Source organism: Faecalibacter rhinopitheci (genome assembly GCF_015234135.1).
GTDB classification, from domain to species: Bacteria; Bacteroidota; Bacteroidia; order Flavobacteriales; family Weeksellaceae; genus Empedobacter; species Empedobacter rhinopitheci.
Genome location: NZ_JADGIK010000003.1, coordinates 86,823 through 108,139, shown reverse-complemented (window position 1 = coordinate 108,139; position 21,317 = coordinate 86,823). Strand labels below are relative to the sequence as shown.

The window sequence follows — 21,317 nt, the reverse complement described above, 5'->3', positions numbered from 1 at the left end:
TAACACAATCCAGTAGGTAAAGTAGTTACCAACTAGTAAGTTTCACAAACAAACTTTGTTGCATAGAAATTTAAACATAATTATATGCAACATTTACATTTTGTAGGATTAAATCCTAAAGATTTTATTGATGATTTAAAACAATCATTAATCCCAGAATTAAAAAAGCAATTAGCAGAAGAATTTCAACCTAAAAAACCAGTTGAATATCTTTCAAGAACTGAAACTGCTAAACTTCTAAAAGTAGATCTATCTACATTACATAGATGGACAAAAACTAATCTATTAACTGCATACGGATTAGGGAACAGAGTTTATTATAAAAGATCTGAAATAGATCAATACCTAGAAAATAATAAACTTTTATAATACTAGATTATGAAAAGTATATCTAGTTTAAATAAAGAATTTCAAAAGGTTAAAGCTTTAACTTTTTGGAAAAAATCGAAATCGAAATTTATAATTAATCCATCTGAATTAAAACAATTTTTAGAATTAAATGGATTCTGTTTATACAACGATAAACTAATTCAGATATATGAAAATATAGCCATTGAATTAAATCCCCAACAAGTCTTTAATTATTGTTTAAAGCATATTCAAAGTTTAAAAATAAGCGATTTAGATAATGAATTTATGCGTCAAGGCGAAACATTATTAATGACTAAAAAAGCTTTATTAGGATCATTAAAACAATCTAATATAACACCTCTTAGAGATGATTTAAAGACTGGCTACATACTTTTTAATAATGGAATTCTAAAAGTTACAGAAAACAAAAAGGAGTTAATTGATTATAATCACATAAAAGATAATTTCATCTGGTTAGATTCTATTATTGAATGTGATTACACAGAAAATAATGAAATTTCAGTTTTTGAAAAATTCCTTAATAAAGTTACTAATGATGATAAACATAAACTTTCTGTTTTATCATCAATAGGATTTGCAATACATAAATATAAAATTCCTAGTTCAAATAAAGCCATTATTTTAAGTGATGAGAATACAGAATCAGAAAATAATGCAAATGGTAGAACTGGAAAAGGTTTGATTGTTCAAGGCATAAGTAAAATGGTTAATCTGATTACTCAAAACGGAAAAAATTTGGACCTAACAAATAATAGATTTGCTTTTCAAGATGTAACACATCAAACAGAAATAATATTTTTTGATGATGTAAAAAAAGCGTTTGATTTTGAGCAACTTTTCTCAATTCTTACTAATGATATAACAATCGAAAAAAAGAACAAACAAAGTTTTATTATACCCTTTGCTTTAAGTCCTAAAATAATACTTACAACTAATTATCAAATAAATGGTAATTCAAGTAGTCATAAAGGTAGAAGGTTTGAAATATATCTAAATAACTATTTCAATGATAATCACACACCCTTTCTAGAGTTTAATCATCACTTCTTTAATGACTGGGATTCTTTCGAATGGAATAAGTTTTACAACTTTATGACTAACTGCTTACAAACATTTTTAAAATCTGGTTTAATACCATATAACAATATTGATCTAAAGCAGAAAAAAGTGGTTTGCGATATAACAAAGGAATTATTTGATAAACTCGAAAAATGCGAACTAAACAAACGTTATTTTCTTAAGGATTTTGATAAAAGACTTGATCCAATAAAAAAATATGCAGAGTTCAAAAATTACACAATTAAAAAAAGTGAATACAATGGACTTACAACCTTTACAATTTACGATTAATACACTTTATATCAACATATTAAGAACTCAAAATTTAGACATTTTTTTGATAAAAGTATTAAAATGAATTTACTAGGTAATTGCATTAAATAGAATAACAATTTAACAAATATCAACTTGTAGACTTTGTAGACTTATTTACCTATATAATATTTTAAAATAAAAATAGAATATATATAAAGAATAAGTGATGATTTTAATCTACTAAGTCTACAATAAAAAATTAGAAAAATGAAACAATATAAAATTTTAAGAGATTCAAATTTAAAAGATTTTGAAACAGAATTAAATGAACTTATAAAAATCGGTTGGATAGTTCGTGGTAGCATAGTATTTAGCAACGATAACGACTTTCATATTCTGCTTTATAAATAACAAAATATCGATATAACACGATTTTAGAATGTGTCAAGTGTGTATAAAAAGCAGGTCGCAACACATCTCAACAAACCAAAACAACTAACGGAGTACCTTTTGACAATATAATAGATAAAAAATCTTATTTAAAAAAACATAAAATTCAAATTTGTTATAAATAATGTTATAATTTTTTGTATATTTGCGCAAGTGGTTTCAAAAAAAAGTATTTGCAGGTGATACAAATACATAGAAAATATGAGACAAAATTTTATAAAAGATAATAATTCGACCCGCCAGTTGAATAAAACTTTAGAAGTAAAAAATCTTGTATCTGGTGACAAAGATACAAATTTCGATTCTTCTGACAAAGAAAATTTAGTTATATATAAAGATATAGCTAATCAACAAGCTGTCAAAGAAGAAATAGGTGATGTTCTTTTAGAATTCGATAGTATTATAAGAGATTCTATTGATGAAGTAAACGAAAGTCGTTTAAGAGATAATATTAAATATTCTCAACGTGGATATTATTCACAAGATTTAAACGCTACCATTAAAAGTAAAATTTTAAAACGAATTGGATCTGATAGTAATTTCAGTAATAAAATTCAAGTTAAAACTAATAGTGGTTCAGTTTTCTTCATTGTAAAGAACAAGTATGTTTTATACGTAAAGAGACTATATGGTCAACTTAATAAACCTAAATCATACCCAACACCAAGCAGTAATAAGTTATATGCGGGAAAGCTTTTTCCAGAATTAGCGCATATTCCTTATTTATTTATAGGTCCTAATTTAGGGTCTGAAGGTAATAATTCATTTGTAACTTCATTAATTAGCAAACATGAAGTTAATTGGACACAAGCAACAATGAATTTATTTGAAACAGATACTATTGATATTAATCGTAGATCAGAAGATTCTGAATTAAACGATCAAATTTCAATTTTACACGTTAAAGAAAATGTAAAGATTAAAAGAAGAAACATTAAGTAATATTAACAATCATCTGCAAACACATCTTTTAACTTTACGCTAAAATAATTAAGTAGGTCATTTGACCTACTTTATTTAATTCATTTTATTAAAATGATGGAAAACGTTATAAACACTGAAAGAGTAAAACTAGCTAGAGAAAGTCGAGGACTATCTCAATCTGCACTTTCTAAAAAAATGAAAACTGCCTCTCAAGTATTATTATCAAAAATTGAAAAAGGCATTTCAAATCTAACACCCGAAGTTTTAGATGAACTATCACAAGTATTAAACTATCCTAAATCATTCTTTTATAAAAATGATGAATTAGTACCATTAAAACATTTTTATTTTAGAAAAAATCTTGGGACTAGTCAAACAAAATTAAAATCATTAGAAGCTGAAATAAATATCATTAATTCTAATATAAATGAACTTTTGGATTCAATAGAAATTCAAAATTCTATTCCATATTCTAATTTAGAAGAATTCAAAAATTCCCCTAAAATATTAGCATCAAGAATTAAAGAATTCTTAAATCTACCCAGAGGACCTATAAAAGATATTGTCAATTTAGTTGAAAAACTTGGAATTATTATAGTATACCATAATTTTAATACAGATATTAAAATAGATGGAGTAAGCTTAATTGGAAATAATGGAGTTCCTATTATGATTATTAATAAAAAGATTCCAGATTCAAGAAAATCCTTTACAATAGCTCATGAATTAGGGCATATAATTATGCATTTTAAATACGGAATTATAACAGAAGATCGAGATGTTGAAAAAGAAGCAAATGAATTTGCCTCAAATCTATTAATGCCTAACGAAGATATAAAAGGAGACCTATTTAATCTAAATTCGGAAAAACTATTCGATTTAAAAAGGTATTGGAAAGTTTCTGCACAAGCAATATTATACAAATCCAAAGATTTAGGTGTGCTTACACCTGATCAACACCGAAGATGGGTAACTAAATTTAACTATAACGGTTGGAGAGTTAAAGAACCTAATGAATTTAATTTAACGGAACCTAAGTTAACTCAAGAACTTATTCGAATACATTTAGAAGAATTAGAATATACAAAAAATGATATTTCTGAACTTTTTGGTTTATCAGAAACTGAATTGGATCAATATTATTTTAATAACTACTCTAGTATAAAACATTATTCTTCATTTAAAAATAATGTGATTAAACTTAAATTATCGGTATAATATAAAGGGTGGTATATTGCCACCCTTTTTACTTATATAAAATTTTGCGTGGCAAATGTGTGGCAAACATAAAAAACAAAAACCTCAACTATCTATATTTCAAGAAGTTGAGGTTTTTTAATGAGGTTCCTAGCGGATTCGAACCGCTGTGGACGGTTTTGCAGACCGCTACCTAACCGCTCGGTCAAGGAACCATTTCCATCATTTTGGTTTGCAAATATAGCAATAATTTTAAAAAAACAAAGCCTAAAAATGTTTTTCTAAAATAATACTTACTTTTTCTACGTGCCCACCAATAGGAGGATTCAGCTTAGATAATTTAACCTTCGCATACGTTACATTTGTAAGTTCCTGACTTATACGAGTTAAGATTCTTTGACATACATGTTCTAATAATTTTGAACGGATTCCAACTTCTTCTTTAACGATTGCATTTAAAGAAACATAATCTAATGCATCCACCAATTCATCTGACTCACATGCCTTAGAAAAATCAGCATGTGCCTCTAAATCCACTAAATAATCTGAACCGATGCGTGCTTCTTCGTCCAAACAACCGTGATTAGAATAAATTTTTATATTTTCTAAAATAATAATTCCCATATCCCAAAATTAAAAAAGACTTGCTTAAAACAAGCAAGTCTTTTAAATTATTTCTGTTAATCAGATTTTAATTATTTAGCTGCAGCGTATAATTCAGCAACTTTTTCCCAGTTTACAACGTTAAAGAAAGCGTTGATATAATCAGGACGACGGTTTTGGTAGTTTAAGTAATAAGCATGTTCCCAAACGTCTAATCCTAAAATTGGTTGTCCTTTAACATCAGCAACTGGCATTAACGGATTGTCTTGATTTGGAGTAGAAGTAACTACTAATTTCCCATCAACAACAACTAACCAAGCCCATCCTGAACCAAAACGTGTTGCAGCAGCTTTAGAAAATTCGTCTTTAAACGCATCAAAAGATCCAAAAGTAGCAGTAATTGCTTCTCCTAATTCTCCTTGAGGCTCTCCTCCTGCATTTGGAGCTAAAGTTTCCCAGAATAAGTTGTGGTTATAAAAACCTCCACCATTGTTACGTACAGCTGGTTTATCAGTTCCGTTTGCTAAAATTTCTTCGATTGTAGCACCTGCTAAATCAGTTCCCTCGATTGCAGCATTTAAGTTTGTAGTATATGCAGCATGGTGTTTATCGTGGTGAATCTCCATTGTTTTAGCGTCAATGTGTGGTTCTAATGCATCAAATGCATATGGTAATTGTGGTAATTCAAAAGCCATAATATTGTATTTTTTAGATTTAATATTTTGATTAAATTTAATTATAATACTACAAATATAAGACCGAAAGGATTAAATTTTAACAATAATTAAACTTATTCATTTAAATTAGTAGAACCATAAAAATTCGTACTATGAAAAAAATATGGAAAATCATTAAATGGTTTTTTATAATAATTGCTTTAATCCTTATTGGACTATGGGTTACAGGGAATGATTACATCATTAGAGGTTTACAATTAACCTATTTAAAAGGAGAAAAGACTGCTAATATTGATGATTACAAAGACTTTGATAACAATGTAATTTTGGCAGGAAATCCGCAAAATTGGCAACAACATAGTTTTTATAATAAAATTTCTTTAAATCCTTCTTTCGAAAAAGAAATGAATGAGTTTAAATCAGCAGCATTTCTTATTATTAAAGATGGAAAAATCATCAATGAACATTATTTTAATGGATATAATGAAAAGAGTTTAACGAATTCATTTTCGATGGCGAAATCAATCACTACAATGTTGATAGGAAAAGCTATTGAAGATGGATACATTAAAAGTTTCGAACAAAGAATCACTGATTTTTTACCGGAATATAAAGATGATGAATTTAGTAAAGATGTAACTATTGCGGACTTATCTGCGATGACATCTGGTTTTGATTGGACAGAGGATTATTATTTACCGTTAAACCCAACAGCAAAAGCATATTACGGAGATAATGTAGAAAAGCAAATGCTTGCTACAAAATTCATTACACAACCTGGTGGTCACTTTAAATATGCTTCAGGAGATACGCAACTGCTAGGAATTTTATTAAAACGCGCATTAAAAAATAAATCAATCTCTCAATACATGCAAGAATCGTTTTGGCAACCTATGGGAATGGAATTTGATGCACAATGGTCCAAAGATAGAGCAGATGGAATGGAAAAAACCTATTGTTGTTTCAACTCAGATGCGAGAGATTTTGCTAAACTTGGTCAATTACTTTTAAATAATGGAAATTGGAACGGAAAACAACTTTTAGATTCTACATTCGTTCAAAAGATGATTCAACCTAATACAAAAGCTTTTAATGAAGATGAGGTTCCTGTATATGGACATTCAACCTGGATGGATCCTTCTTATAAGACTCCATTCTATGCAATGTTAGGACATTTAGGGCAACGTATTATTATAATCCCATCTCAACAACTTGTTGTAGTTAGAACAGGGAAAACTCATGACGATAAACCATCGAATAAACCACTTTCAGATGGAGATATTTATAGATTAGTTGACGAAGCTATACGCATTAATTCTAATATAAAATAGTATGCTAGATACAATACCTTACCGCAAAATATTATTCCTAGATATAGAAACTGTTCCGCAAACGGATAATTGGGATTTATTATCTGAACGTTCTAAAGATTTATGGGCTAAAAAGACCGCTTTCCAACGTAATAATAATGAAATTTCGGCCGAAGAATTTTATCATGAACGTGCAGGGATTATGGCTGAATTCGGAAAGATTATTTGCATTTCTTGTGGAATTGTTGTGAATGAAAATTACATTCATATCAAAAGTTTTTATGGGGATGATGAACAAAAAATACTAAATGAATTCAATACACTTTTAAAAGATAATTATTATAAACCAGATCATTTATTATGTGCACATAATGGGAAAGAATTTGATTTTCCCTATATCGCAAGACGAATGATTATACATCAAATAGAAGTTCCTAGAATTTTGCAATTATTTGGTAAGAAACCTTGGGAAATCCCACATTTAGACACCATGGAATTATGGAAATTTGGGGATTATAAACATTATACTTCTTTAGATTTATTAGCTAATATTTTTGAAATACCAACTTCTAAAGATGATATTGATGGATCCCAAGTGGCTAAAGTTTATTATGAAGATAATAATATAGAACGCATAAAAGAGTATTGCGAAAAAGATGTTATAACGTTGATTAATGTCTTTCGTAAAATGAGATACGAAAATACAATCGGTCGTAGAGATGAAGAATAAAAAAACCCTTGCATTTTGCAAGGGCTTTTTTTGTATTATATGAGAAGTATTATTCTTCCTCTTTTACATAATCTTCAATAATATCAACTCCATCATGAATTGTCAAAACAACTTGTTCCACAGAATTGCGATACATCTTGGTAATCACACCAGAATATTCGTTTAACTCTATTTTATCATCAACTTCTAATTCACGATCAAAATAGATTTCTGAAATTAATCCAGCTAATGTATCATAATGTTCAGATTCTTCAAATTTATAAGGCAATAATCTATTGATATCAGAGATTGCATTATGCGTATTTACTAAATAAACACCATGATCTAAACGTTCTACAACAGGATCTTCATTATCATATTCATCTTGTATTTCACCAACTAATTCTTCTAATATATCTTCCATTGAAACAATACCAGCAAGCTCGCCAACTTCGTTTGTAACAACGGCCATCTGAACGCGTTTTTTCTGAAACTGTTTTAGCACATGCTTAATCATAGCACTTTCAGAAATAAAGATAGGCTCACGTAGAATTTCTCTAACATCTTGTTGAGATGGATTCTCAATCAGTTGTTTCATTAAATCTTTAGTATATAAAATACCAATAATATTATCCAACGATTCTTCATAAACCGGATATCTAGAATATCCTTCTTGTATTGCAAAATCAATGGCATCTTTTACAGTTGTCGTTACATTTATTGCAGATACATTTTTTCGTAATGTTTGAATGTTAATAACACGGCGATCATCAAATTCAAATACATTTTGAATTAAATCTCTTTCAGATTCTTCAATTGCTCCACCTTCAGAACTTTCTGTAATAATCATTTTCAGTTCTTCTTCCGTATGTATATCTCCACCATGAATTGGCTTAATACCAATTGTTCTTAAAATTAACGTTGCAAAACCATTCATCAACCAAATAATTGGTCTAAATACAAAATAGAAAACACGCAATGGCCAAGCGATTGTAAAAGTCGTTTTAGCTGGATATTGTATAGCCAAAGATTTAGGAGCTAGCTCTCCAAAAACAATGTGTAAAATGGTGATGATAACAAAAGCAATTATAAATGAGAAACTTTGTGCAAAGCTCATCCATTCTGGACTTGTTAAACCAAAAATTTGAAAAATCTTAATTATAACAGGCATCAAAGATGATTCACCCACCCACCCTAATCCTAAGGATGCAAGTGTAATACCTAACTGAGTTGCAGCCAGATAAGAATCAAGATTATTTACAATTAATTTAGCGACGTTTGAGACTCCAGAGTTGATATCTTGGTTAACCTCAATTTGGGAAGATCTTACTTTTACGATAGCAAACTCGGCTGCCACGAAAAATCCATTTAAGAAGACAAGAAATATTGTTAGCAAAAGCTTTGCTATAGAAATTTCATTAGTGACATTGTGATTAGCAACTAAAAACAATGTCGAAATCTGGGAGTATGTATCCATTAGTTAAATTTAAAAACCAGCTTGTTCAATCTTTTTTTAGCTGGGAATCAATTACTCTAATTTAATTATTTTTTTTTAATTAAAATTAGATTTTTGATTCTCAACAAATTTAAGATTTTTTTGAATTGGTTTTTAAAATTTCTAACTCTATCTAATCAATATTTTTTCAGTAAATTTCAACCATCAATTTATAGGCATGGATGTAGCAGAAACACAGCAATCTTGGATTATCGAAGTAAAAAATTTATCTGTTTCTTTTGGAGAAAAACAAGTATTAAAAAATATCAATTTTAAAGTTAATAAAGCAGAAACTTTAGGAATTGTAGGAGAATCTGGTTCCGGAAAATCGCTTACTTCATTAGTAATTATGAGCCTGCTTTCACCAAATGCTACAATACATGCAGGAAGCGAAATCCTCTTTAATCATCATAATAAAACCATTAATCTTCTGTCATTAAGCCAAGAAGATATACGAAAAATTAGAGGTAATGAAATAGCAATGATATTTCAAGAGCCTATGACTTCTCTAAATCCTAGTTTACGTTGTGGTGAACAAGTTGAGGAATCTATCCTATTACATCAAAAACTTTCAAAAAAAGAAGCTAAAGAAAAAGTCATTCGATTATTTAATAAAGTTAAACTTCCTAATCCGGAACGTATTTATAAAGCTTATCCGCATGAATTATCGGGAGGACAAAAGCAACGCGTGATGATTGCTATGGCCATCTCTTGCGAACCGAAACTACTTATTGCAGATGAGCCTACTACTGCTTTAGATGTTACGGTACAAAAAGCAACTTTGGATCTTTTGAAAGAATTACAACAGGAACATCAGATGAGTATGATTTTTATTTCACATGATTTAGGTGTAATTGCTAATGTATGCGAAGAAGTGCTGGTAATGTTTAGAGGCGATGTAATAGAAAAAGGAAATGTAAAAAGCATTTTTGAAAATCCTAAAGAAAATTATACAAAAGGACTTATCGCATGCCGACCTCGATTAGAAGAACGTTACAAAAGATTACCTACTGTTACCGATTTTTTAGCTGATGCTAATCATCAGTCAGAAATATACACAAGTGAAGAACGTAATCGTTTCCATCAAAAAATATATCAACAAACACCTATTTTAGAAGTTAAAAATCTTAAAAAATACTTTTTTCCTTCATCATTATTAGGACAATCTAAAGAACCTAGTGTAAAAGCTGTAAATGATATTTCATTTAAAGTATATCCAGGGGAAACATTAGGATTAGTAGGAGAATCCGGCTCTGGAAAAACGACCTTATCTAGAACTGTTTTATTATTAGAAAAACCTTCTGCTGGAGAAATCTTTTTTAATGGTATAGATATTACACAATTAAAGAAGGACGAAATAAGAAAATTGAGACGTGATATTCAGATTATTTTTCAAGATCCATATTCTAGTTTAAATCCACGCCATAGTGTAGCTCAAATAATTATTGAACCTATGGATGTACATAAAATAGGTTCTAATAAAAAAGAGAGATTAAAAATTGCTGAAAATCTTTTAGAGAAAGTAGGTTTGTCTGCAACAGATTTAAATAAATATCCACACGAATTTTCTGGTGGTCAGAGACAAAGAATTGGTATTGCAAGAGCTCTTGCATTACAACCAAAATTCATTATATGTGATGAATCTGTATCGGCCTTGGATGTTTCAGTTCAAGCGCAAGTTTTAAACCTTTTAAATGATTTAAAAAGCGAATTTGGATTTACCTATATCTTCATCTCTCATGATTTAGCTGTCGTAAAGTATATGTCAGATCAATTGTTAGTAATGCAGCATGGAGAAATGATGGAGTTAGATGATGCAGATAATGTATATGCTAATCCGTCTACCTCTTATACTAAAGAACTGATATCTTCTATTCCTAAATTATAGACCATAAAAAAAAGCCTGAATCTAATGATTCAGGCTTTTTATTTATATTAAAATAGCAATTATTTTATTACTCGATCACGGTTATCTTTAATGTCAGCCGCTTGTATTAACGATGGTAATAATGTTTGAGAAATGCGTCCTTTTATTTGACGATTTAAGTTCTCTAACAGCATATCACCTTTTTGTCCTGTAGGAATGTTTTGAGTCTTTGGAGTAATGTAAAAAACTCCTGCATTACCAGCAATAGCTTTAGACGATGTATTCGGCTTTACACCAAATGCAGCACCTACTACACGTGGTTCCATTCCAATTTCTTGAATATTTGAATTTGAAAAATTAACCATCGCAGTTGCTTTCGTACCACCAAATTCTTTCATAAAAGCATTGATACCACCAGTACCAATTTTCTCATCTACTAGTTTCGTTATTTTTTCTTGTAATAAGATTGGTTCTATAAACTCTCTTACTACTGAAGGATTTGCTAAACCTTTATCAAAACGAGAAGTTAAAAATACTACTATATAATCACCATTTTCTGAAGTGAATAAATTTGTAGTACCCGCTTTTACTTTTTTATCAAAAGCCCATGCTAATATTTTATCTGTTTGGTCAGCTGGTAATTCTTGAGCAATAAAAGGAGCAAAGCGCTCTATAGTCTCAGACGAACCATTTACAAAATTAGATTTTTTAGCTGTTGCTTTAAATTCAGCTAAAGATTTATTTGTAACGTTTTGTACAAATGTTCGTGCATCACTAAACGCTTTATCTGTAGTAGCTTTAGACGGTTCTATACGTTTTACAATATTTGCAATTTGGTAAACTGTTTTAGAGCTAACAGAATCTTTTTGTTCTTTCGATTTAGATAATTTATATAATTGGTAAGAATCACCAACTTTATAAGGTCCACCAACTTGTCCTACTTGTGCAGTATTAAAGAAGTTTAAAATTTCTGGTGTTAAATTAGCTTTAGCTAATTCTTCTTTAGAGAAATAATTAGAAATAAATGGCTGATCCGAATTTAATGAAACATAGATTGAATCATTTTTTGTAGATCCAAACGCTTCTATCGTATCTGTAACATTATTTACTTCATCGTGTCTTATCTGTTGACCTAAATATTTTTTGATATTTGCTAACGCAACAGCATCATCTGCTGTAGAAGCTTTTGCTGGAAAATAAGCATAAGCTATTTTAACTAATCCTTGAGCTTCAAAACGTTTCGGGAATTTATTCTCGTATGCTAAAATCTCTTCATCAGAAATTTTAACATTTAATTTTTTTGCTAAAGTTTTATAATCTACAAATGCATAGTCTATCGTTGCATTCGATCCATTATAAGTTTGTTGTAAGTCAGCCTCTTTAGAAGTTACCGCAGAACCAGCCATTACATAGCTTAAGTATTTTTGAGATAAAATTTCTAATTTTATTTGCTCTGCAGTTTGTAACCAACCTTTATAATTTTGCATCATATTAGGATCTGAAGCAGCAGCTTCTTCTAACTGATTAATTTGTTGTTGAGCCTCAGCAGGAGATTTCATCCCAAAATTCTGTGCTACATAACCCCAAAACTCATCATCAGAAACCTTTAAACCTAATTTTTCTGCATGTTGTTTTAATATTCTTTGGCTAACTAAACTTGACCAAGTTTGTTGAGCTAACTGGTTACCAGTTGCATTTTGCCCTTGCTGCTGTAACATATTTTGTACAGCTTCTTGCTGAGAATAGTATTCACTTATACTAATACTCTCACCATTGATACTTCCCACTTGGTTAGGATCTCCAGTGAACAACTGTTTAATTTTAGAGTTTTCTCCGAATAAATCACCTGCTACGAAAGCAAGCATTGCTATTCCGATTACTACGAAAATTAACCAGGTTTTCTTACGAATTTCTCCTAAAATTGCCATTCTTATGTTAATTTATATACGATAATAGGTGGCGAAAATACGACAATACATTGAATAATAAAACAGAAGAATTAGAAGATTGAGGTGTATTGTAAAAATTTTTAAAATTTTTGATCCTCTCCCATTAAGATATACCCTTCGTTATTGAAAAGTGTATATTTTTCTAAATCATCCGTTGCTTCTATTCCGTTTTTAGCCGTTACTTTACTCCCATCTTTACCAATTAATTCTACTTGTTTTGTTGAATATATAAGCTTGCGATTTTTATCCCAAAAAATTTGCTCTGATTTTACAGAGTCTCCATCTTCTGTTATCATAACCACATTTCCTCTTCCTTCATAAATCCCAGTCTTATCGCTTAATTTGCCCCAATCAGCTTTCAAAAATCCTGGTTTATCAGATCCATCATTAAAAAAATCAAGTTCTAAACCTTTTCTGAAAATAGTATAAGGTGTATCAATTAAGCTATATTCCTCTATAAGTGGGGAACGAAGATTCATTGTTATTTTCCCTGAATCTTTGAAGATAATATTTGCATCTATTAAACTACGATTAGGGAAATTTGTCTTTAATCCTTTAGTTATAACTGGTGCCGTTCTTTCGCATGAAAAAAGTGTAAAAAACACTAGAAGAATATAACCTATTTTCATAACGTCACTCCACATAAAATTTTTCACACTTTTTTTCATTATTCTATTTTTCATTGATTAGCTAGCTCTTAATCAATTACTCTTTTTCTAAACCATACATCGTTTAAATCAAAGCCTACTTTCACTCCAAAATAGTTTTCTTTGATCAAACCATAGCTATCTGTTCCTTTTTGGCCATATTCTAATGCAAGATTAATCATAGACCCATCATTTGTTTTCCCTACAGGTAAGCCAGCTCCTAATGTAACTCCGTATCTATTAATATCTTGTCCATATACTGAAAACGATGCTGATTCATAGTAAACACCAGCACGATAAATTACACGGTTTAAATAACTTTTATAACTGTTAAAGTCTGGTATCCAGTATCCTCCTACTCCTACATACATATTGTTTTTATATTCTGTATTTGAAGAAACGTTATTTGCACCACTTAAAGTAGGTTTCTCAAAATTTGACCATGTATTAAATTTTACTTCTCCAGCTAAAGCCCATGCATTATCCTTTGTATAAGATGCTCCAAAAGCAATAGTATGAGGTAGTTTTGTAGAAACATCCGAATTTCTAAAATAAGAAACTGTGTCGATTGATGCTGGTGTAGACCCCATAAAAGTATAGGTAGATGTCATTTCCTTTAAATCTGTATTTAGATCAGATCCAATCGTATAATAAGCTCCTAAATATAAATTATTATTTTTTCCAATCTTCTTTTGATACATTGAACCTAGAGTAAATTGTATCCCTCTATAATTAGCTTTTGTATCGTAATCAGTTAATAAACTAGCTCCATCTAAAGATACCAATTCATTCGTTTTTAATGCTCCAAATAAATAATTAGCACGTATACCTACTGAGAATCCTGAGGCTATGTTATGATTATAAAATGCGTGAATAGAATTAATTCCTCCTTCTCCTTTCATAGATGAAGTTTGCTTTAAATCTCCTCTCTCTGAAGTATTTAAAACATTATATCCTAAACCTGTGTATGGTTGAAAACCTACACCAACACTTCCTTTTTTAGAGACAGGGAATGCTAATGAAACATTAGATAATTTAAAACTTCCTGTTGATTTTTTCTCTGCTTCTGACTCAAACGAGCTATTATCTCCTCTGGCACTAACATTAAAGTTAGTCATACGAATATTCTGATTCGCTGCTGGGTTTGAAAAATTAGCATTTTGACCGTAAGGGTTGGTTGGTACAGTAGAGATTCCGCCCATAGCACCTTGTTCTGCGTTATTATTAAATAATTGTTCACCTACTCCAAATGAAGAGTACGGAGATACAGATACTGTTTGTGCTTGAACAGTCATCGCTCCAAAGAGAGCAAGACTACAAATAATCCATTTCATATGACGTGTATAGAATTCTAAGGCACAAATATGATGATTTGTTGTTAAACTGAAAAATTACAAAGCAAAAATGCATTGTTAAATGTCTATTAAATTTTAAATTAGCCCTAATTATAGCTACATCATCTATAAATTTATTTTTCAAAAAATATTTTATAACATTTCTACTTCTTTAATAAACTTTATAAAAATAATTAAAAAAAGATTTGGAGGTTAAGAAATTCGATATATATTTGCATCACAATTAAGGCGGTGCCTTAGCTCAGTTGGTAGAGCAAAGGACTGAAAATCCTTGTGTCCCTGGTTCGATTCCTGGAGGCACCACTGCTTAAAATCTCAATCACTTCGATTGAGATTTTTTTTTGCTTCATATTTTAGGGTTTTGATTTTTTAATAAAAAAATATTTAACCTTAAAATTTCACACTATCAAATACTTAGATAATATCTCTAAAAAAATATTAAAAAAATATTTGGAGGTTCAGATTTTCGATATATATTTGCATCACAATTAAGGCGGTGCCTTAGCTCAGTTGGTAGAGCAAAGGACTGAAAATCCTTGTGTCCCTGGTTCGATTCCTGGAGGCACCACTGCTTAAAATCTCAATCACTTCGATTGAGATTTTTTTTGCTTTATATTTTGGTTTTTTTTTAGATTTATATATCTAATTTAATCCAACTATGAAACTCAATAAAATTTTCTATTTTATCCTTATTACTTTATTCTTTATTTTAACTATAAAGAAGATTATAAGTTTATATTACTTTGAATTTAAACAAATTGAAAGCTTATCGTATCATTTAGGTGAGATAACAGGTTCTATCTTAGCGATTATAGCATGTTTAGGTTTCATAAAATTATTTTACAATAAAAGTCAACTTATAAAATAAAAAATCCGATACAAAAATGTATCGGATTTTTTATTTAAAAACTATAATATGAGTTTTATGCTTTTCCAGCTTTAATTAAATTAAGCGCAGAACCAGCTTTAAACCATTCTATCTGCTGAGAATTATAGGTATGATTTGCTAAAATAATATCCTTAGTACCATCTGTATGAACAAATTCTAATTTTAATGGTTTTTCTGGTGCAAATTCTGTTAAATCTAAAAAGTTGATTGTATCGTCTTCTTTTATTTTATCATAATCTGCTTTATCTGCAAACGTTAACGCTAACATTCCTTGTTTTTTTAGATTCGTTTCATGAATACGAGCAAATGAACGTACTAACACAGCCACCGAGCCTAAATGACGAGGTTGCATTGCTGCATGTTCTCGTGATGAGCCTTCTCCATAATTCTCATCTCCTACTATAATTGATGGAATATTTGCTGCTTTATAAGCGCGAGCAGTATCAGGAACAGTTCCGTATTCTCCTGTTATTTGATTTTTAACTTTATTTACATCTTGGTTAAATGCATTCACCGCACCAATTAAAGTGTTATTAGCAATATTATCTAGATGACCACGAAAACGTAACCATGGACCAGCCATGGAAATATGATCGGTAGTACATTTTCCAAATGCTTTAATTAATAATTTTGCACCTGTAATATTCTGACCATTCCAAGGTTTAAACCCTTCTAATAATTGTAAACGTTCTGAATTAGAATTAACAATAACATCTACAATAGATCCATCTTCAACTGGCGCTTGGTAGCCATTATCTTCAAATGCATACCCTTTCGTAGGAAGTTCATCTCCTTTTGGCGCATCTAACATTACTTCTTCTCCATTTTTATTAACTAGTTTATCTGTTAGTGGATTAAAGTCTAAACGTCCAGCAATAGCGATCGCTGCTACCATTTCTGGTGAAGTTACAAAGGCATATGTATTAGGATTTCCGTCTGCACGTTTTTTAAAATTACGATTGAAAGAATGAACAATGGTATTTTTTTCTTCTTTATCTGCACCTTCACGGTCCCATTGTCCGATACATGGACCACAAGCATTCGTAAAAATTACGGCATTTAATTCCTCAAATGTTTTTAATAATCCATCACGATCTGCAGTATAACGTACGACTTCAGACCCTGGATTAATCCCAAAAGAAGCTTTTGTACCTAATCCTTTATCTATAGCTTGTTGAGCAATAGAGGCTGCACGGGATAAATCTTCGTAAGATGAGTTTGTACAAGAACCTATTAATCCCCATTCTACTTCCAGCGGCCATCCATTAGCTGCTGCAGTTTCTTTCATTTTAGACACTGGAGTCATTAAATCTGGCGTAAAAGGCCCATTTAAACGAGGCTCTAATTCTGATAAATTTATTTCAATTAATTGATCATAATATGCCTCGGGATTAGTATATACTTCTTCATCAGAACGTAAATAAGCTTTCATTTGGTTTGCAGCTTCCGCTACATCGTGGCGATCTGTGGCTCTCAAATATCTTTCGGATGCGTCATCATAAGCAAAAATAGATGTTGTAGCTCCAATCTCAGCACCCATATTACAAATTGTACCTTTTCCTGTAGCAGACAATGATTCTGCACCCTCACCAAAGTATTCCACAATTGCACCTGTTCCTCCTTTTACAGTTAAACGACCTGCAACCTCAAGAATAACATCTTTTGGAGAAGCCCAGCCTGATAATTTACCAATTAATTTTACACCAATGAGTTTAGGCATTTTTAATTCCCAAGCCATTCCCGCCATAACGTCTACTGCATCGGCACCACCTACACCAATAGCAACCATTCCTAATCCTCCGGCATTTGGCGTATGAGAATCAGTTCCTATCATCATTCCTCCTGGAAAAGCATAGTTCTCTAAAACAACTTGATGAATAATTCCTGCTCCTGGTTTCCAAAATCCTATCCCGTATTTATTAGATACTGATTCTAGAAAATTAAATACTTCTGACGATTTACTTATCGCTTCTTGCAAATCAGTTTTAGCACCTACTTTAGCTTGTATTAAGTGATCACAATGAACAGTAGAAGGAACTGCAGTTTTTAATTTGCCTGCTTGTATAAATTGTAATAAGGCCATCTGTGCAGTAGCATCTTGCATTGCTACACGATCTGGTCTGAAGTCTACATAAGATTCTCCTCTTGTATAGGCTACTGCTGGATTACCATTATATAAATGTGCATATAAAATTTTCTCTGAATAAGTTAAAGGTCTTCCGACGATAGTTCTTGCGCTATCTACACGCTGTTGCATTTGCGCATAAACTCCTTTAATCATATTGATATCAAAAGCCATAAATATTAATTTTAATTAGTATAGTTGTTAATAAATTCAATATACAATATAAAATTTTTTATCCATTTTAATAGTTAATTAATGTTAAATGATTATCCGTAAACTCTTTATATCTCTTTATAAACTATACAATAATAAAAAAGGCTAACCATTACGGTTAGCCTTTTTATAATATATTATAATAAATTAATATCTATTATTTTGTTGAAACTGGTTTAAACTTAGTTAAGTTAATACCTTCTACAGCAGCTTTGTATTCTTCAATAGAAGGAATACGTCCTAAGATAGCAGATAAAACTACTACTGGAGTAGACGCTAATAAAGATTCACCTTTTTTACCGTCTCTATCTTCTACAACACGTCCTTGGAATAAACGAGTTGAAGTTGCCATTACAGTATCACCTTTTTCAGCTTTTTCTTGGTTACCCATACATAAATTACAACCAGGACGCTCTAAATACATGATGTTTTCGTATTGAGTACGCGCTTCACCTTTTGGTAATAAGTCACTAAATTCGAAACCTGAATATTTTTGTAACATTTCCCAATCACCTTCAGCTTTTAATTCATCAATGATATTATAAGTAGGAGCAGCAACAACTAATGGTGCTTTGAATTTAACTTCACCATTTTGTTTTTCAATGTTTTTCAACATTTGAGAAACAATTTTTAAATCGTCTTTATGCACCATACAAGAACCTACGAATCCTAAATCAACAGATTTTTCTCCGTTGTAGAAAGATAACTCACGGATAGTATCGTGTGTATAACGTTTAGATACATCATCGTTATTAACATCTGGATCAGCAATCATTGGTTGATCAATGATATCTAAATCAATTACAACTTCTGCATAATATTTTGCGTTAGCATCTGGTTGTAAAGCTGGTTTAACACCAGATTTAATTTCCTCGATACGTTTGTTCGCTTTTTCAATTAATCCATGTAATACGTTATTATGATTCTCCATTCCTTTATCAATCATGATTTGGATACGAGACTTAGCAATTTCTAATGATTGGATTAATGTTTCGTCTTGAGAAATACAGATAGATGCTTTCGCTTTCATCTCTGCAGTCCAGTCAGTAAATGTAAACGCCTGGTCAGCTAATAAAGTTCCAATATGTACCTCGATGATACGACCTTGGAAAACATTTTCACCGTCAAATTGTTTTAACATTTGTTGTTGTGTAGCATGAACCACATCACGGAAATCCATGTGTTGTTTCATTTCACCTTTAAATGTAACCTTAACAGATTCTGGAATTGGCATAGAAGCTTCACCAGTTGCTAAAGCTAAAGCTACTGTTCCAGAGTCAGCTCCGAAAGCTACACCTTTAGACATACGTGTATGAGAGTCACCACCAATAATAATTGCCCACTCGTCGATAGTAATATCGTTTAATACTTTGTGGATAACGTCTGTCATTGAGTGGTAAACACCTTTAGGGTCACGTGCTGTAATAACTCCGAAATCGTTCATGAATTTCATTAAACGAGGAATATTAGCTTGTGCTTTTTTGTCCCATACAGATGCAGTGTGACATCCTGATTGGTATGCCCCATCAACAACTGGAGAAATAACTGTAGCAGCCATTGACTCTAATTCTTGAGAAGTCATTAAACCTGTAGTATCCTGAGAACCTACGATGTTTACTTTAACACGTACGTCAGATCCTGCATGTAAAACTTTACCATCAGCAACACCAACTGCATTGTTATTAAAGATTTTTTCTACTGCAGTTAACCCTTGTCCTTCTACAGAAATTTCTTTTGCTGGAGCATAAACTAATGGAGCTTCAATTCCTAAAGTTTGTGCAGCGAAAGTTTGAATTTTCTTACCAAATACGATAGCATAAGAACCACCTGCTTTGATAAATTCTAATTTTTGCGGTGTGAATGATTTAGAAATATCTTTTAATTCAACCTCACCGTTATATAATTTTTTAGTTTTAGTGTTAATTGTTAAAACTGTACCAGTTGCTACAGAATAAACTTCCTCTAAAACAGGATCCCCATTTTCATTACGAACAACGTTTCCATTTTCGTCTGTTTTTTTCACCCAGTTTTGTAAGTCGATACCAATACCACCAGTAACGTCAACTGTAGTTAAGAAAATTGGAGAAATTCCATTTGTACCTGCTACGATTGGAGCAATATTTACGAAAGGAATATATGGAGAAGCTTGTTTACCTGTCCATAAAGCAACGTTATTAACTCCTGACATACGAGAAGAACCAACTCCCATTGTACCTTTCTCAGCGATTAACATTACAGAAGCATCTGGATGTTTAGCTTGTAAAGCTTTGATTTCCTCTTGAGCTTCTGGTGTAATCATACATTTTCCATGTAATTCACGGTCAGAACGAGAGTGTGCTTGGTTACCTGGAGATAATAAATCTGTAGAAATATCACCTTCTGCAGCTACGTAAGTAACAACTTTAATTTCTTCTGCTACTGCTGGTAATTTTGTAAAAAATTCTGCTTTAGCGTAGCTTTCTAAAATTTCTTTAGCGATTTCGTTACCCGATTCGTAAGCAACTTTTAAACGGTCAGTATCTGCTTCATATAAGAAAACTTGCGTTTTTAAAACTTCAGCAGCTTGTTTAGCGATTTCTGCATCATTTCCTAATGCTAAATCTAAAAGAACATCGATAGATGGTCCTCCTTTCATATGAGATAATAACTCAAATGCAAAAGTTGGAGTGATTTCAGCAACAGCTTCTTCACCTAAAATAATTTCTTTTAAGAATTTAGCCTTAACAACTGCAGCAGGAGTTGTACCTGGTAATGTATTATAGATAAAAAATTTAACTGAATCCTCACGGTATTCATTATTTAAATCTTTAATTTGTGCGATAACTTCGCTTAATAACTCAGCACCATCTATAGGCTTTGGATTAAGCCCTTGACTTTTTCTTTCTTCAATTTCTTTGATGTACTCCTTATAAAGGCTCATAATTCTAAATCTTTTGAATATTTAAAGCTGTTCAATAAAAATGAGTTAACACTCCTACCTTACCAACCGTTAGTTTTTTATAACTTTCTCTTTTATAACAATAATGTCTAAGAAAAAATTTCTTGGCAAATGTATATAAGATTATATTATTAATTGTTTAATTATTTACTACAAAAATACGTCTAAGCTGAATAATCTTAATAAAACTACCATTAATTTTATTTATATTCTAATAATTTAGAACAATTACAAAAAAGAATTAAATTTCACATTATTAATAATTTAGGCCAAAAAAAACTAA

At 30.8% G+C, this 21,317-nt stretch carries 16 protein-coding genes and 3 tRNA genes; 10 read left to right on the top strand and 9 right to left on the bottom strand.

Features of this window, described 5'->3' with window-relative positions:
- Window positions 1-84 precede the first annotated feature (84 nt).
- From IM532_RS05525 to IM532_RS05505, 5 genes are all read left to right on the top strand, one after another.
- On the top strand, window positions 85-369 hold the full coding sequence (locus IM532_RS05525; RefSeq protein WP_194182460.1) for a helix-turn-helix domain-containing protein: 285 nt from the start codon (window positions 85-87) through the stop codon (window positions 367-369).
- A 9-nt stretch (window positions 370-378) separates the two neighbouring features.
- Window positions 379-1,722: a hypothetical protein gene (locus IM532_RS05520; protein WP_194182459.1), complete on the top strand. Its 1,344-nt coding sequence runs from the start codon at window positions 379-381 to the stop codon at window positions 1,720-1,722.
- 231 nt (window positions 1,723-1,953) lie between these two features.
- A complete protein-coding gene (locus tag IM532_RS05515; protein WP_194182458.1) occupies window positions 1,954-2,097 on the top strand; it encodes a hypothetical protein in 144 nt (47 codons plus the stop codon).
- A gap of 240 nt (window positions 2,098-2,337) precedes the next feature.
- Window positions 2,338-3,078 carry a hypothetical protein gene (locus IM532_RS05510; protein ID WP_194182456.1) on the top strand — a complete coding sequence of 247 codons (741 nt, stop codon included), beginning with the start codon at window positions 2,338-2,340 and terminating at the stop codon, window positions 3,076-3,078.
- 96 nt (window positions 3,079-3,174) lie between these two features.
- Window positions 3,175-4,278 carry a helix-turn-helix domain-containing protein gene (locus IM532_RS05505; RefSeq protein ID WP_194182454.1) on the top strand — a complete coding sequence of 368 codons (1,104 nt, stop codon included), beginning with the start codon at window positions 3,175-3,177 and terminating at the stop codon, window positions 4,276-4,278.
- A 123-nt stretch (window positions 4,279-4,401) separates the two neighbouring features.
- On the opposite strand, the gene IM532_RS05500 is transcribed toward IM532_RS05505, so the two are convergent.
- From IM532_RS05500 to IM532_RS05490, 3 genes are all read right to left on the bottom strand, one after another.
- Window positions 4,402-4,472 (bottom strand) — tRNA-Cys (locus tag IM532_RS05500).
- 52 nt (window positions 4,473-4,524) lie between these two features.
- Window positions 4,525-4,881: a dihydroneopterin aldolase gene (gene folB, locus IM532_RS05495; protein ID WP_194182452.1), complete on the bottom strand. Its 357-nt coding sequence runs from the start codon at window positions 4,879-4,881 to the stop codon at window positions 4,525-4,527.
- Between the two features lie 71 nt (window positions 4,882-4,952).
- The gene (locus IM532_RS05490; RefSeq protein ID WP_228063670.1) at window positions 4,953-5,555 is read right to left on the bottom strand and encodes a superoxide dismutase; all 603 of its coding nucleotides are present in this window, start codon (window positions 5,553-5,555) and stop codon (window positions 4,953-4,955) included.
- 134 nt (window positions 5,556-5,689) lie between these two features.
- Between IM532_RS05490 and IM532_RS05485 the strand changes: the two genes are divergently transcribed.
- Window positions 5,690-6,868 carry a serine hydrolase domain-containing protein gene (locus IM532_RS05485; RefSeq protein WP_194182451.1) on the top strand — a complete coding sequence of 393 codons (1,179 nt, stop codon included), beginning with the start codon at window positions 5,690-5,692 and terminating at the stop codon, window positions 6,866-6,868.
- Window position 6,869: 1 nt separating this feature from the next.
- Window positions 6,870-7,577: a 3'-5' exonuclease gene (locus tag IM532_RS05480; RefSeq protein ID WP_194182450.1), complete on the top strand. Its 708-nt coding sequence runs from the start codon at window positions 6,870-6,872 to the stop codon at window positions 7,575-7,577.
- A 49-nt stretch (window positions 7,578-7,626) separates the two neighbouring features.
- Here IM532_RS05480 and IM532_RS05475 read toward each other — a convergent pair whose 3' ends face one another.
- The gene (locus IM532_RS05475) at window positions 7,627-9,033 is read right to left on the bottom strand and encodes a hemolysin family protein (protein WP_194182448.1); all 1,407 of its coding nucleotides are present in this window, start codon (window positions 9,031-9,033) and stop codon (window positions 7,627-7,629) included.
- A gap of 196 nt (window positions 9,034-9,229) precedes the next feature.
- Here IM532_RS05475 and IM532_RS05470 point away from each other — a divergent pair, with 196 nt between their 5' ends.
- The gene (locus tag IM532_RS05470) at window positions 9,230-10,939 is read left to right on the top strand and encodes an ABC transporter ATP-binding protein (protein WP_194182446.1); all 1,710 of its coding nucleotides are present in this window, start codon (window positions 9,230-9,232) and stop codon (window positions 10,937-10,939) included.
- A gap of 59 nt (window positions 10,940-10,998) precedes the next feature.
- Here IM532_RS05470 and IM532_RS05465 read toward each other — a convergent pair whose 3' ends face one another.
- From IM532_RS05465 to IM532_RS05455, 3 genes are all read right to left on the bottom strand, one after another.
- The gene (locus tag IM532_RS05465) at window positions 10,999-12,846 is read right to left on the bottom strand and encodes a SurA N-terminal domain-containing protein (protein WP_194182445.1); all 1,848 of its coding nucleotides are present in this window, start codon (window positions 12,844-12,846) and stop codon (window positions 10,999-11,001) included.
- Between the two features lie 101 nt (window positions 12,847-12,947).
- Window positions 12,948-13,535, bottom strand: a complete 588-nt coding sequence (gene lptC / locus IM532_RS05460) for an LPS export ABC transporter periplasmic protein LptC (protein ID WP_228063669.1) — start codon at window positions 13,533-13,535, stop codon at window positions 12,948-12,950.
- Between the two features lie 29 nt (window positions 13,536-13,564).
- Window positions 13,565-14,848: an aromatic hydrocarbon degradation protein gene (locus IM532_RS05455; protein ID WP_194182442.1), complete on the bottom strand. Its 1,284-nt coding sequence runs from the start codon at window positions 14,846-14,848 to the stop codon at window positions 13,565-13,567.
- Window positions 14,849-15,099: 251 nt separating this feature from the next.
- On the opposite strand from IM532_RS05455, the gene IM532_RS05450 reads away from it, so the two are divergent.
- Window positions 15,100-15,172, top strand: a tRNA-Phe gene (locus IM532_RS05450).
- Window positions 15,173-15,364: 192 nt separating this feature from the next.
- Window positions 15,365-15,437, top strand: a tRNA-Phe gene (locus IM532_RS05445).
- A 355-nt stretch (window positions 15,438-15,792) separates the two neighbouring features.
- On the opposite strand, the gene IM532_RS05440 is transcribed toward IM532_RS05445, so the two are convergent.
- Both IM532_RS05440 and IM532_RS05435 read right to left on the bottom strand, forming a co-directional pair.
- Complete coding sequence (locus IM532_RS05440) at window positions 15,793-18,057, bottom strand: aconitate hydratase (protein ID WP_194182440.1); 2,265 nt, start codon at window positions 18,055-18,057, stop codon at window positions 15,793-15,795.
- 196 nt (window positions 18,058-18,253) lie between these two features.
- Window positions 18,254-21,016 carry a bifunctional aconitate hydratase 2/2-methylisocitrate dehydratase gene (locus IM532_RS05435; RefSeq protein ID WP_194182438.1) on the bottom strand — a complete coding sequence of 921 codons (2,763 nt, stop codon included), beginning with the start codon at window positions 21,014-21,016 and terminating at the stop codon, window positions 18,254-18,256.
- Between the last annotated feature and the right edge of the window lie 301 nt (window positions 21,017-21,317).

Excerpts from the sequence above, each read along its gene's own strand:
- IM532_RS05525 (WP_194182460.1), top strand. The coding sequence starts at position 85 with ATGCAACATTTACATTTTGTAGGATTAAATCCTAAAGATTTTATTGAT.
- IM532_RS05520 (WP_194182459.1), top strand. The coding sequence starts at position 379 with ATGAAAAGTATATCTAGTTTAAATAAAGAATTTCAAAAGGTTAAAGCT.
- IM532_RS05515 (WP_194182458.1), top strand. The coding sequence starts at position 1,954 with ATGAAACAATATAAAATTTTAAGAGATTCAAATTTAAAAGATTTTGAA.
- IM532_RS05510 (WP_194182456.1), top strand. The coding sequence starts at position 2,338 with ATGAGACAAAATTTTATAAAAGATAATAATTCGACCCGCCAGTTGAAT.
- IM532_RS05505 (WP_194182454.1), top strand. The coding sequence starts at position 3,175 with ATGGAAAACGTTATAAACACTGAAAGAGTAAAACTAGCTAGAGAAAGT.
- folB (WP_194182452.1), bottom strand. The coding sequence starts at position 4,881 with ATGGGAATTATTATTTTAGAAAATATAAAAATTTATTCTAATCACGGT.
- IM532_RS05490 (WP_228063670.1), bottom strand. The coding sequence starts at position 5,555 with ATGGCTTTTGAATTACCACAATTACCATATGCATTTGATGCATTAGAA.
- IM532_RS05485 (WP_194182451.1), top strand. The coding sequence starts at position 5,690 with ATGAAAAAAATATGGAAAATCATTAAATGGTTTTTTATAATAATTGCT.
- IM532_RS05480 (WP_194182450.1), top strand. The coding sequence starts at position 6,870 with ATGCTAGATACAATACCTTACCGCAAAATATTATTCCTAGATATAGAA.
- IM532_RS05475 (WP_194182448.1), bottom strand. The coding sequence starts at position 9,033 with ATGGATACATACTCCCAGATTTCGACATTGTTTTTAGTTGCTAATCAC.
- IM532_RS05470 (WP_194182446.1), top strand. The coding sequence starts at position 9,230 with ATGGATGTAGCAGAAACACAGCAATCTTGGATTATCGAAGTAAAAAAT.
- IM532_RS05465 (WP_194182445.1), bottom strand. The coding sequence starts at position 12,846 with ATGGCAATTTTAGGAGAAATTCGTAAGAAAACCTGGTTAATTTTCGTA.
- lptC (WP_228063669.1), bottom strand. The coding sequence starts at position 13,535 with ATGAAAAAAAGTGTGAAAAATTTTATGTGGAGTGACGTTATGAAAATA.
- IM532_RS05455 (WP_194182442.1), bottom strand. The coding sequence starts at position 14,848 with ATGAAATGGATTATTTGTAGTCTTGCTCTCTTTGGAGCGATGACTGTT.
- IM532_RS05440 (WP_194182440.1), bottom strand. The coding sequence starts at position 18,057 with ATGGCTTTTGATATCAATATGATTAAAGGAGTTTATGCGCAAATGCAA.
- IM532_RS05435 (WP_194182438.1), bottom strand. The coding sequence starts at position 21,016 with ATGAGCCTTTATAAGGAGTACATCAAAGAAATTGAAGAAAGAAAAAGT.